Annotated in this window: 14 protein-coding genes; 5 read left to right on the top strand and 9 right to left on the bottom strand. The window is 32.9% G+C overall.

The annotated features are described in order from the left end of the window. Positions 1-12 precede the first annotated feature (12 nt). Positions 13-2,301 (bottom strand): M28 family peptidase, encoded by a 2,289-nt coding sequence (locus ACUUYC_RS05710; protein WP_474264514.1) that lies wholly within the window; start codon positions 2,299-2,301, stop codon positions 13-15. 120 nt (positions 2,302-2,421) lie between these two features. Between ACUUYC_RS05710 and ACUUYC_RS05705 the strand changes: the two genes are divergently transcribed. Further along, positions 2,422-2,892 carry a CBS domain-containing protein gene (locus ACUUYC_RS05705; protein WP_474264513.1) on the top strand — a complete coding sequence of 157 codons (471 nt, stop codon included), beginning with the start codon at positions 2,422-2,424 and terminating at the stop codon, positions 2,890-2,892. A gap of 1 nt (position 2,893) precedes the next feature. On the opposite strand, the gene ACUUYC_RS05700 is transcribed toward ACUUYC_RS05705, so the two are convergent. From ACUUYC_RS05700 to ACUUYC_RS05685, 4 genes are read right to left on the bottom strand one after another with little or no spacing between them, the layout of a single operon-like run. Next, positions 2,894-3,583, bottom strand: coding sequence for a hypothetical protein (locus ACUUYC_RS05700; RefSeq protein WP_474264512.1), 690 nt, complete (start codon positions 3,581-3,583; stop codon positions 2,894-2,896). 7 nt (positions 3,584-3,590) lie between these two features. After that, the gene (locus ACUUYC_RS05695) at positions 3,591-3,884 is read right to left on the bottom strand and encodes a hypothetical protein (protein ID WP_474264511.1); all 294 of its coding nucleotides are present in this window, start codon (positions 3,882-3,884) and stop codon (positions 3,591-3,593) included. Between the two features lies 1 nt (position 3,885). Next, complete coding sequence (locus ACUUYC_RS05690; protein WP_474264510.1) at positions 3,886-4,236, bottom strand: hypothetical protein; 351 nt, start codon at positions 4,234-4,236, stop codon at positions 3,886-3,888. 2 nt (positions 4,237-4,238) lie between these two features. After that, complete coding sequence (locus ACUUYC_RS05685; protein WP_474264509.1) at positions 4,239-4,772, bottom strand: GNAT family N-acetyltransferase; 534 nt, start codon at positions 4,770-4,772, stop codon at positions 4,239-4,241. 252 nt (positions 4,773-5,024) lie between these two features. Between ACUUYC_RS05685 and ACUUYC_RS05680 the strand changes: the two genes are divergently transcribed. Then, positions 5,025-5,357, top strand: a complete 333-nt coding sequence (locus ACUUYC_RS05680; RefSeq protein ID WP_474264508.1) for a single-stranded DNA-binding protein — start codon at positions 5,025-5,027, stop codon at positions 5,355-5,357. A 65-nt stretch (positions 5,358-5,422) separates the two neighbouring features. Here ACUUYC_RS05680 and ACUUYC_RS05675 read toward each other — a convergent pair whose 3' ends face one another. From ACUUYC_RS05675 to ACUUYC_RS05660, 4 genes are all read right to left on the bottom strand, one after another. Further along, positions 5,423-5,641: a hypothetical protein gene (locus ACUUYC_RS05675; protein WP_474264507.1), complete on the bottom strand. Its 219-nt coding sequence runs from the start codon at positions 5,639-5,641 to the stop codon at positions 5,423-5,425. A gap of 140 nt (positions 5,642-5,781) precedes the next feature. Further along, the gene (locus tag ACUUYC_RS05670) at positions 5,782-6,522 is read right to left on the bottom strand and encodes a hypothetical protein (protein WP_474264506.1); all 741 of its coding nucleotides are present in this window, start codon (positions 6,520-6,522) and stop codon (positions 5,782-5,784) included. A gap of 119 nt (positions 6,523-6,641) precedes the next feature. Next, on the bottom strand, positions 6,642-6,893 hold the full coding sequence (locus tag ACUUYC_RS05665; RefSeq protein WP_474264505.1) for a hypothetical protein: 252 nt from the start codon (positions 6,891-6,893) through the stop codon (positions 6,642-6,644). A gap of 161 nt (positions 6,894-7,054) precedes the next feature. Beyond that, positions 7,055-7,732: a Crp/Fnr family transcriptional regulator gene (locus ACUUYC_RS05660; protein WP_474264504.1), complete on the bottom strand. Its 678-nt coding sequence runs from the start codon at positions 7,730-7,732 to the stop codon at positions 7,055-7,057. 103 nt (positions 7,733-7,835) lie between these two features. On the opposite strand from ACUUYC_RS05660, the gene ACUUYC_RS05655 reads away from it, so the two are divergent. The 3 genes from ACUUYC_RS05655 (at position 7,836) to ccoN (ending at position 12,966) form a co-directional block, all read left to right on the top strand. Beyond that, positions 7,836-10,211: a heavy metal translocating P-type ATPase gene (locus ACUUYC_RS05655; RefSeq protein WP_474264503.1), complete on the top strand. Its 2,376-nt coding sequence runs from the start codon at positions 7,836-7,838 to the stop codon at positions 10,209-10,211. Positions 10,212-10,573: 362 nt separating this feature from the next. Further along, entirely contained in the window at positions 10,574-10,759 is a 186-nt protein-coding gene (ccoS, locus tag ACUUYC_RS05650) for a cbb3-type cytochrome oxidase assembly protein CcoS (RefSeq protein ID WP_474264502.1), read from the top strand. An 8-nt stretch (positions 10,760-10,767) separates the two neighbouring features. Beyond that, a complete protein-coding gene (gene ccoN, locus ACUUYC_RS05645; protein ID WP_474264501.1) occupies positions 10,768-12,966 on the top strand; it encodes a cytochrome-c oxidase, cbb3-type subunit I in 2,199 nt (732 codons plus the stop codon). The last annotated feature ends 11 nt before the right edge of the window (positions 12,967-12,977 follow it).

Raw genomic sequence — 12,977 nt, 5'->3', positions numbered from 1 at the left:
TCTATAACAACATTAAAACCGAATTGTTTTCTTCACTAAAACAGCATCATTCAATACAAAAGGTCTTGGCATCATATCTTTTGATCGCTCAGGAATAGAAAACAACGAATTTGTCATCAAATCAAAAGAAGCTTCATAAATAACAAACTCAGGTTTAGCGTTTGGAGCAGTTGTAAACGATAATTCTAACGGTTCGTTATCAGACACATAATAACTCACTAAACGTCTTCTCGTATTATATTTTTCATCAGTAGTGAGTCCATTAATAGTTAATGAAGCCAATTGTGTTTTAACTCCAAAAACTTCAATTCTGTGTACATTTCGTTGCGGACTGATCTTTATATTGATATGTCTTAAATTGTTGTATATAGTATCTTTCAGCGTTTCTACGATTGGCATGGAAACTTGTTTTACGGGTGCTTTTTGTGTAAATGTAAATTCAGCATTGTACTTACTATCCATTACATCTTTTGATTTGGAAACAGTTGCTTCATCTTTGATGTAATTCTTCGTCCAATCGTCTAATTTTAAGTCATATGTATTCCAAGTAGCTTCATTTTTATCAGCATCTAAAATATAAACCAAACTATTAGGTTTCTGTTGTGTTTCTGTAAATCCTGATTGTGAATGCGCTACAAAAAATGTAATAAACGTAGCCAAAAAGAATACATATGCAGTCCATTTTTTGCGTTTGTACAATCCGAAAATTGGCATTAATAACCCAATAATCAATGTAACGAGTAAAGCAACTACAGCAATAATACCTAAGCCCAGTCCGACAGGAAATAACTTAATAAAAGGAACTAATATAAATATAGCAGGAATTCCTAAAAGTGTCAGTATCAACGTAAGTGTAAGTGATTGTTGCTTTTCTTTGAAAATTAAATATGCTAAAGAAGCCAAACTCAACAATACAGGAATACTAATAAAACTTGCGCCATCTAAATACAACGCTGCAAGTAGCGTAATAATAATCCAAAAGAAAAGCGGTGCTATTGTTAAGTTAGCAGCTGTATTATCTTTCCCTAATTTATGATAACAATAAAAAGCAATTCCTAAAGAAAGAAACGCAAACATAAAAATATATGTATAACCATTATACGTAAATCCTTGTTGAATTTCTGCATAATGCGGATACAACCAACTGATAAACATCCAACCCAAAACTGTAGCAACACAACTAATGACAAGTGTTGCTGAAAAAGGAATAAACCCATACATAATTCCTTTTAAAGACACTATTTTTTTCTGTAAACCATAAATAATTAGACCTATAAAAATGATTACAATAAGAATCAACATAGGAAAAATCCAAGAAAAAGGATAGGTGTGAAATCCGAAAGGTGAATTGAAGTAAATTAAATCTTCAGAAGTTGTCATCTGTGTTAAATCTAGCTTGGAAAAATAATCAAGCAATGGCATTAAATAACTTCCTTGATGTGATAACGTATTAAAATCTAAATTTTCAACAGTATCATTTGCGGTGTGATAATCGTAATGATCGTCAATAAAAGCAAAATTGAACCCTTGAATGTTTCCGTCTTCTCTAAAAACCGTCAAATCTGTATCATTTGGAAGCATCTTATAAATACTGTATGCAAGCGAATTCCCGACAGGATATTTTGTTCCAGCATCTTTAAATGCTTTAATAAGTTTAGCATTTCCGTCATTTGTTTCTAATAACATAATACTTGGTCCGCCACTTCCACGCGCTTCAAAATTTAAAACCAAACCTACATCTTTTGCCCACGGATGTGTATTTACAAATAATTCGGCACCATTTAAACCTAATTCTTCTCCATCGGAAAGTAATAAAATAATATCGTTTTCAGGTTGTTCATTTTTGGCTAAAAATGCTCTAGTTCCTTCTAAGATAGTTGCAACACCACTTGCAGCGTCACTTGCTCCAACAGCTGAATGAGGATCACTATCGTAATGTGACAATAATAAAAGTGCTTTTGAGCTGTTTTTACCTTTAATTCTGGCGAGTACATTTTTTGGTTTCGAAATATTTCCCCAATTATCTAGCGTAAAACCTTCTTGAACTTCTGGTTGTAACCCTAATTTTGTAAGCTCAGTTACAATATAGTTCCGAACCGTCGCATGTGCTTTTGAGCCTACATAATGTGGCTCTTTGGCAAGTTCGTTAACATGTGCAAAAGCACGAACCGTAGAAAATTCAGTCTTAGGAACTTTTCCTTCGGATGTTTGCTGCGGCATTGTCAATAAAAAACTATAGTATACAGCTAAAGAAATTAACAAAAAAGATAAAAATGTATAGCGTGGTTTTAAGGCGTTCATTGGTGGCTAATTAAGTTTTCTAAAAATAAGAAAAACTAAACAGTAAATCGTAAGGAATTACAGTTTTAGGTTAACTAATTAAAAATGAGTAACTTTAGTATTGACTAAATCTTAGAAATTATGGGTATCAAAAGTTTTCAAGGCGCGCGAAAAGTACAAGCCAATAGTACAAACAAAGCAGAAGCATTTAAAGTGAGTGATTATATGACTACAAATTTGATCACTTTTACACCAAAACAAACTGTGGAAGAAGTGATTCAAAAATTGATACAACATAAAATTTCTGGCGGGCCAGTTGTAAATGAAAAAAATGAACTAGTCGGAATTATTTCGGAAGGAGATTGTATCAAGCAAATTTCGGATAGTCGCTACTATAACATGCCTTTTGAGCAAAATACAATAGAAACACATATGGCAAAAAATGTGGAAACTATTGATGGTAACTTAGATATTTTTGATGCAGCAAATAAATTTATTCAATCTAAAAGAAGACGTTTTCCAATTGTTGAAAACGGAAAACTAGTTGGGCAAATTAGTCAGAAAGATATTTTAAAAGCTGCAATGAAATTGAAAGGACAAAATTGGAAATAATTTACAAACGCCTTTGAACGCGTTTCATAGCTTTTGGCTCATCAGTTACAAGTAATTTTTGTTCTTTAGAACCTGTTAAAGTTAATACTCTTGAATCAGAATAACCATCAATTGGTGTGTCAATCGTTTTCCATTTTCCAATGCCCATTACGGCAATTTCTTCATCAAGTTCAATAATACTTTCTTTATAACGAAGTGTTTTGTTCATGCCTAAAAAACCAGTGCTTTTATTTCCTTTTTGTTTTAAATACTGTTCTACTTCAGGGTTTGTATTTTTAAAAGTTCCAGAATTTAATGAATGATCTGTAACTAAGTGAATTCTTTTTGTGTCTTTGTGTTGCACGTGCAAACTTAAAATAGCATTTTCGGTTCCAGTGCTGATAAAGAAATCTTGAAATAGGACATCATCAATCATAGTTTTCCAATGTTTCCCTCTTTTCTCTTCTATTTTCACATCATAATACACACACTTTCGTTTGCTAAGTGGCGCAATTAATGGTTCACCAGCATGTTTTGCTTTTCCAACAATCTTTACATATTCGTTTTCGCGTACGCTATGAATCTGTTTTCTGCGCACTTTTTTTAGTTCACGTAAAATGCGGTACTTATCACTGAAAAAGATACCAACAATAATAAGAATGGCAACACCACCGATGAAAAGTATAGGAATTAGATATTCTGAAATGTCCATATGATAGTTATTGTTTTTTTTCTTCTGCTTCTAGCTTTTTTACAGCTTCACGCATTTGCTTTATTTGTTCGTCTTGCTCTTTTTTTCGTGCTTCAAAAGCAGAATCACGTTGTTTTTGAGCTAGTTCTTGCTGTGCTTTGTATGCTGATTCTTGCTGTCGTTTTTGAGCTTCCATGATAAATTTAGCATTCTCTTCCATGGTTTCTTTATTTTGCTCCTCCCTATCATAGTTTCTATACAATCGAATTCCGACCAATACTAAAACCAATAGAATACCAATAATACCACGACCTTTTTTCATACTAAGCATCTTTTTTTACTAATAAATAATAATCATTTTCTAATAACAAATATCCTTGATCATACACATAATAATATGTGGCGCCAGCTTTTGTGATATAGATAGAAGTAAAGTAACTAAAATCAAATCCTTTTTCCAAAAGTTTTGCTTTGATCGTTTTTGTTTTTTTGTGTACGTTCAAATTCTCTAAGACGCGCCAATTTTTTCTGAGACGATTATTAATATTTCTGATTAGATTTTTCCCGTCTTTATTCAATCGATTATTATAGGCGTTTCTGCAATAATCATTACAAAATTTTTTGTCAATTCTACCTTTAAAGTTATCACTACATTCCAAGCATTTTTGTTCCATGATTATTTGGGTTTAGAAATTGAATACCAACGTAACATCATATCTTCAGGTTCATAATAGAAATCTTCTAAATAGGTTAAACCAATCTTTAATAATACTTTGTGCGAACCTTCATTCTCTTTTTCAGTAATTCCATATACTTTATCAAGTTTCAAAACATTCCAAGCGTATTCCAAACAAGCTTTTGAAGCTTCAGTAGCAAATCCTTTTCTCCAAAATTCAGGACGTAATCGATAACCGATATCATGAAAATTTGTAAGGTTATTAAATGTATAATCAGTATAAAAACGCAAACCACACCAACCAATAAATTCGCCAGTTTCTTTAAGTTCAACTGCCCAACGACCTATATTACGTTCCTTGTATTGCTTATTCACATCTTTAATATAGTCAAGTGCTTGTTCTTTTTGTGTAATAGGTTTATTGCCTAAATATGTATGTACTTCCGGATCAGAATCGAGCGCGAACATACCGTCCAAATCATCTTCTGTTAAAGCGCGAATAATAAGTCGATTAGTTTCTATAAGTATATTCATGAGTTTAAAAAAATACAGTTGATTATTAGCACAAAATATTAAATAAGTATGACTTGATGAAAAGAAATGTATAAGTGTTTAAAAATCACAACAAACGTTGAATTTTCCGTTTACAAACGCTTACAAATGTTTGTAAACGAAAGTAAATGAGTGTCAACCGAATAAAACTTATGAGTCGGTTCATATTTGCAGAGTCGAACAATAAAACGATTCGATTACTAAAAATACTATTAACATTAAAAAATAGAAATTATGAATACGCTTAGAAACAAAGTACAGTTAATTGGAAATCTAGGAAACGACCCAGAAATCATCACCTTAGACGATGGAAAGAAATTGGCAAAATTTTCAATAGCTACAAATGAAACATATAAAAACGCACAAGGAGAAAAGGTTGAAAACGTATTCTGGCATAGCTTAATTGCCTGGAACAAAGTCGCAGAAATTGCCGAACAATATTTAGTCAAGGGAAAAGAAATTGCGATTGAAGGAAAACTTACAAATCGTTCTTACGAAACAAAAGAAGGTGAAAAACGCTATGTAACGGAAGTTGTAGTCAATGAGTTATTAATGTTGGGGAAATAGATTTGGGAGATCTAATGTGGGTTTGTAAAGCGGTTGACTTCTTAAAACCAACCGCTTTTTTTATATCAGCTATAAACGAAATCTTCGTCTATTCTATAAATAGTTGTTTTTGGTGGTGGCGGTGGTGGCGGATCTGTATGAGTTGTCGCTGGTGGAATTGGATCTGTTGGTTCTCCGTCAGCACTTGAAGAAGTTTCAGTTCCTCCCGAAATAGCATGTAATAACTCTTGTGGAATTACATGATTTCTTTTTTCCTTGAATGCTTTTAAGGAAGATGTTTTCATCGTGAATTATGTTTTAAATTTTGTCTACTCTATAATAGCTTTTCGACATTCGCTATTACAAGTATACAGGAACTTACTTTTTGAGAAACATGTTATTTGCTGAAATGTCAATTTAGGCTTCTGAATGTTTTTTTATTGAATTATTCTTTGCTTTCATCATTATTTTTCTCTGTTTCCGTTTCTTTCTTATTAGGATCTAAACTAAAAATAGTAGCAGTATTAATATTTTCAGCATCAAACTCTAAGTAGAAACCATGCAAATTTTCAGTTTCTTTCATAATTGCAGAATGCATTTTTTCAAAAGAGATAGAATCTCCTTCTATAGTCATTGATGTTGCACAAAAGTTTCGCAATCTTTTTTGTAAATTATCATAATCAATAAAAGCATTTGCATTTTGATCTATACTTATTTTCTGTTCAAAAGTGCTCAATGACAATCCAAAGAAAGAAGCCATAGCTGTACACGAAAGGAATAATGTTCTAATAAAATGTGAAGTGTTTTTCCAACCTTCTTGTGTAATTAAAAACAATGCCAATGCTGATAAAATTGAAAAGATTAAAAACAAGGTTGAAGATGTAAAATGATATTTATACAACTTCAAAAAAGTAATTTCGTGTTGCTCTTTATACTTTTGTAATGCATTATTTAATTTAACTAAACTCTTTGTTTGGTTTTCACTTATGTTAACGCAGTCTTTAATGCCTTCCTCTGTATGAAGACGACTCACTTCATCCATAGGTTTCATGAGTTCCTTCCCTTCTTTTTCAGCATGGTTCCTTAAAAAGAAAAGTCCGACAGAAGTCAAAATCAAAATAGCAATAATTAATAATACGGCTTCTTTAAGTTGTTTCTTTTTTAAGGTTTGTGCATCAGTTTCCATGTGGTTGGTGTTAGTTTCTTGTTATTAAAGGTAGGAAAAAGATTGGAAAGTGTTTGATACATGATATTCTACAACAAAATACAAAGCGAACCAAAATTCGCTTTGTATTAAAATATTTCTTAACAAAGGCATATTGATCTTTCTCGCGTAACTCCGAAGCAATCATTATTTTTAGTAAAATGATTACAAACATAGTCGAAAGTAAAACCACATGTTGTATTTGTATGCATAACAGTAGGAACACAATCTCTAGAAACATTATCACAATTCTGATTAATAGTAAGAGGTCCTTTTCCTGTTACTTCTGTTGAAGATAAATTTGAAATAGAATTTTTGTTAAGCTTTAATGATTTTAGGTTCTTTTTTTTCATTACATATAGTTTAAATAACTTCCTAAATTTTTAAATACGTATTAGGAATATAGACGCTTTTCCATGAAGAGTCATTTTTAAATTTTTGTTACGAAAAAAATAGAAACTTTTTATTTTTATAAAAAAAGTAAAATAGAAATACTTGCTAAGTATGGTAGAAATTAAGAAACACGCTTCAAACCATCCATGTTTTCAATTTTGATTTGTTTTCCTTTGGTAGAAATAAAACCATCTTTTTTAAACTGTGATAAAATTCGAATAGCAGATTCTGTCGCTGTACCCACAATATTTGCATAATCTTCTCGCGAAAGAATAATTGTTAACATACCTTCGTCAGTAGTTCCAAAAGCAGTATAAATGTATAATAAGGTTTCTGCGAGTCTTTGCTTTACAGATTTTTGCGCCATGTTTACAATTACATTATCAGCTTCTCTCAAATCTTTTGCCATAGTTTTTAAAACATCCATAGAAAAGTTGGTATTTTCATATAAATCACGCATAATTTCGTGCTTCGGAATAAAACAAACTTGCATATCATTCAAAGCTGTCGCACTCAAATTAGTCGATTCCTCACTAACCAATGAGCGTTGTCCTAACAAATCACCTTTTACGACTAGTTTTACAATCTGATCTTTTCCATTGGCGCTCAACTTTGTCAATTTGCAAATTCCATCACGCACACAAAAAATACCATTTATCGTATCACCTTCATTAAAAATTAAATGTCCTTTTTTTATAACTTTCGATGTTTTACAACCAGAAATACGCATCAATTCTTCTTTGGTTAACGATTTCAAAGAATTAAACTGTCTAATAATACATTGTTCACACTTGCTCATAGCCACTAAATAAAGGATTATTAAATAATTAAAGCATGACAAATATCATATTTTAAAATGGATTCATTTGTAACCTTTGTTACAGGTATAAATGAGCAAAATTATGAACAACGAAACTACATGTTTTCACTGTGGAGATGCGTGTTTAGAAGAGGTCATACAACTTGAAGAAAAATCATTCTGTTGTTATGGTTGTAAAACAGTATTTGAATTATTTTCTGAAAACGACTTGTCGTGCTACTACGATTTACAAGCGTCTCCAGGAGCAATTCCAACAGAAATAAAAGGAAAATATGATTTCTTATCTGAACAAAACATTATTGATAAATTACTGGAATTCAATGATGATACTACACAAGTAGTTACGTTGTATATTCCACATATTCATTGTAGTTCTTGTATTTGGATACTGGAAAATTTACACAAACTCAAGCCAGAAATTACAGCTTCACAAGTTAATTTTGGTAAAAAAACAGTTCGAATCACTTATAACGTTACAACATTTTCACTCAAAGAAGTAGTGTTGTTATTAAGTCAAATTGGATATGAACCATACATTAGTTTAGAAGATTATTCCACAGGGAAAAACAAAATCAATCGAACCTTAATTTACAAACTTGGAATTGCAGGATTTGCCTTTGGAAACGTGATGTTTTTATCATTTCCAGAATACTTTCAAGTAAATGGATTTTGGATAGAACAATACAAACCTGTGTTTCGTTGGCTCATGTTTGCCTTTTCAATTCCTGTAGTTTTTTATGCTGCACAAGATTATTTTATCTCTGCTTATAAAGGTTTACGAGCCAAATTACTCAACATTGATGTACCAATTGCATTAGGTATTTTAGTATTATTTATAAGAAGTTCTATAGAAATAATGTTCGATTTCGGTTCAGGATTCTTTGATAGCCTTACAGGATTGGTCTTTTTCTTATTACTTGGGAAATTCTTCCAACAAAAAACATACACATTTTTATCGTTTGAACGCGATTACAAATCATACTTTCCAATTGCAGTTACGAAGATTGAAAACACAATAGAAACACCTATACAAGTCTATGATATCAAAAAAGGAGATCGTTTAGTCATTAGAAATGAAGAACTCATTCCTGTAGACGGAATTTTGATTAACGGAAATGCTCAAATTGATTACAGTTTTGTCACAGGTGAATCGGAAACGGTTCAAAAGCAATCAGGCGACAAAATATTTGCAGGTGGAAAACAAACGTCAGGTGTAATTGAAATGGAAGCTATCAAATCAGTAGAGCAAAGTTATCTCACACAATTGTGGAGTAATGCGGTATTTGACAAAAATAAAGAAGAAGGATTTACAACATTAACCAACGCAATAAGTAAACACTTTACACTTACGGTACTTTCCATAGCTTTTATAGCAACTGCTTTTTGGTTGTTTTACGATCCGAGCAAAGCAATGAATGTATTTACAGCAGTGTTAATTATTGCATGCCCGTGCGCCATTGCATTAGCTGCACCATTTACATTTGGAAACTTATTACGAATCTTTGGAAAGTTGAAATTCTATGTAAAAAACGCAAGTGTTATAGAACAATTAGCGGCAGTTAATACAATTATTTTTGACAAAACGGGAACGATAACTTCCAATCAAAAAAGTACGGCAAGTTACGATGGTGAACAATTGACTACAGTCGAATCAACCTTATTGAAAAACACGTTGCGCGGTTCCAATCATCCATTAAGTAGAACGTTGTATAGCATTTTAGATGAACACAATATTGTAACGTTAGATCATTTTGAAGAACACCTTGGAAAAGGAATGACAGCGAGTTATCACGATACAAACATCAAAGTTGGTGCAGCAAAGTTTGTAGGTTATACAGAAGAATCGGGAATATTAAATACAACAGTTCACATTAGTACGAATGATAATTATAAAGGAAAATATACATTTTACAATTCGTATCGAAAAGGCTTATCAAAACTGTTTAATAATTTAAAGAAAACTTATGATTTGGCAATCCTTTCGGGAGATAACGAAGGTGAACTCGAAAACTTAAAAAAGCTATTACCGTCAAAAACAAAACTCATCTTTAATCAAAAACCTGATGACAAACTTGAATATATAAAATACCATCAAAATGAAGGAGCAAAAGTATTGATGGTCGGCGATGGTTTAAATGATGCTGGCGCGTTGGCACAAAGTGATGTCGGAATTGCCTTGTCGGAAAATGTAAATGTATTTTCTCCTGCATGCGACGCTATTTTGGATGCTTCCAAATTCAAGCAGTTAGATACTTATGTGAATGCTTCCAAAGCTGCGATTAAGATTATTAAATGGAGTTTTGTTTTGTCATTTATCTACAATAGTATTGGATTGTATTTTGCCATTACAGGACAATTAGCGCCTGTAATTGCTGCAATTCTAATGCCGTTGAGTTCTATAAGTATTGTTGTATTCACTACAATTTGCACATCCTTTTTAGGAAGAAAACTTAGATAATATAAATTTTTTACGTGCTTGATGTTGCCTTTTTCCGAAGTGTAGCAATCATTTTTCGTTAAGAATTTTTGAAGCCTTGGAGAAAATTTAGAAAAATGAATGCGGTTTTAGCTTTTTCAGCTAAAAACACCTCTGGAAAAATTCCCTTTCTTTTGTTTCTTTTCTTTGGGAAAGCAAAGAAAACGAAAGTTAAATTGTAAAAATTAGTTGTTTAACAAGGTAGTTAATTAAGTGTTATATCAACTCTCCTTATCAAGAATCATCCTAAACTAAATCGAATTTATAATTAAATCCAAAACATGATAAATGTCATTTTTTAGGAAATGATACGCACGTACTTTTGAGCCATAACTTCAATAGGTATGAGTGTTATATATGTTTTACTAACCATAAGTATTGCCGTCGCAATATTCTTCTTCGTCGCTTTTATCATAGCGGTTCGAAGCGGACAATTTGACGACAGTTATACACCATCAGTTCGTATGTTATTTGAAGACGAATTGGTAAAAGAGAAAACAACAGAAACAACTAACTACACTAATAAATAGGTATAATTATGGAACTCCAACAGTTTTATTACGATAATAAAATCGTTAAAAAATTCATCTACGCCACCATTGTTTGGGGAATTGTAGGAATGTTAATAGGATTACTATTAGCACTCTTATTTCTGTTTCCAACCATAGGAGAAGGTATTTCTTGGTTAAGTTTTGGACGTTTACGTCCATTGCATACCAACGCGGTAATTTTCGCCTTTGTAGGGAACGCCATTTTTGCAGGTGTGTACTACTCGCTGCAACGATTGCTAAAAGCCCGAATGGCAAGTGACTTATTGAGTAAGATCAATTTTTGGGGATGGCAGTTAATCATTGTTGGAGCCGCAATTACGCTTCCGCTAGGATACACAACTTCCAAAGAATATGCGGAACTCGAATGGCCTTTTGATATTGCAATTGCAATTATTTGGGTTGCGTTTGGAGCGAATATGATTTGGACAATCTTAAAAAGAAGACAGCGTCACTTATATGTTGCAGTTTGGTTTTACTTAGCAACCTTTGTTACGGTTGCAGTATTACACATATTCAACAGTTTAGAATTACCTGTAAGTGCTATGAAAAGTTATTCAGTATATGCAGGAGTTCAAGATGCGTTGGTACAATGGTGGTATGGACACAATGCGGTAGCATTCTTCTTAACAACACCATTTTTAGGATTGATGTATTACTTCATTCCAAAAGCAGCAAACCGACCAATTTACTCGTACAGGTTATCTATTGTGCATTTCTGGTCGTTGATTTTCATATACATTTGGGCAGGACCACATCACTTACTATATACGGCATTGCCAGAATGGGCACAGAACTTAGGAGTTGCCTTTTCAGTAATGTTACTAATGCCTTCTTGGGGAGGAATGATTAACGGATTACTAACACTTCGTGGAGCATGGGATAAAGTACGAACAGATCCTGTATTGAAATTCATGGTAGTTGCAATTACAGGGTATGGTATGGCAACTTTTGAAGGTCCATTATTATCCTTAAAAAATGTAAACGCAATTGCGCATTTTACGGATTGGATTATTGCACACGTACACGTTGGCGCGTTGGCTTGGAATGGATTCTTAGCTTTCGGTATGATTTATTGGTTAGTACCAAGATTATTTAAAACGAAACTATTCTCTAAAGGATTGGCAAATGCACACTTCTGGATTGGAACGTTGGGAATCATTATGTATGCATTGCCAATGTATGTGGCTGGATTTACACAAGCATTTATGTGGAAACAATTTGGACCAGATGGACGATTAGTATATGGAAACTTCTTAGAAACGGTAACTGAGATTATGCCAATGTATTGGATGCGTGCCATTGGAGGTTCATTATACATTTTCGGAATGTTTTTCTTAGCGTATAACATTGTAATGACAATTGTAAAGTCGAAAAACAAAGTAGAAGACGAGTTAGCAGAAGCACCAGCATTGCAACGTGTTTCTAAAAAGCGTACAAAAGGAGAAGGATGGCACACTTGGCTAGAACGTAAGCCAATCAAACTAACAATTTATGCTACAATTGCGATCTTAATTGGTGGAATTGTGCAAATTGTTCCAACGATTATGATTGATTCTAACATTCCAACGATCACGGAAGTGAAACCATATACACCATTAGAATTGGAAGGTAGAGATATCTATATCCGAGAAGGTTGTGTCGGTTGTCATTCACAAATGATACGTCCATTTAGAAGTGAAGTAGAACGCTATGGCGAATATTCCAAAGCCGGAGAATTTGTATACGATCATCCATTCCTTTGGGGAAGTAAACGTACCGGACCCGATTTGCATCGTGAAGGTGGATTGAAGTCAGATTCGTGGCATTACAAACACATGTACGATCCAAGAGGAATTGAAGAAAAATCCATTATGCCTTCCTATCCTTGGTTAATTAGAAACGCCTTGGACAGATCGATAACGCAAGACAAAATGGAAGCAATGGTAACATTAGGCGTTCCGTATTCGAAAGAAGAAATTGCAGATGCAATGAAATCAATGGACGAACAAGCGTTGGGAATTGTACGAAACTTATATGAAGATCCTGATTTGAAAAAATCTTTTGAAGAAGCTAAAAAAACAGCAGCAGCAACTGGTGAAACGTTTATTCCAATAAAAGATCGTGAGATTACGGCATTGATTGCCTACTTACAACGTTTAGGAACAGATATAAAAGTAAAAGACGAGCAACAAACAACAGAAAACTAAAACGAAGTATC

The sequence above is a fragment of the Kordia sp. E genome, assembly GCF_056033805.1.
This window is presented reverse-complemented; position numbering and strand designations above follow the sequence as displayed.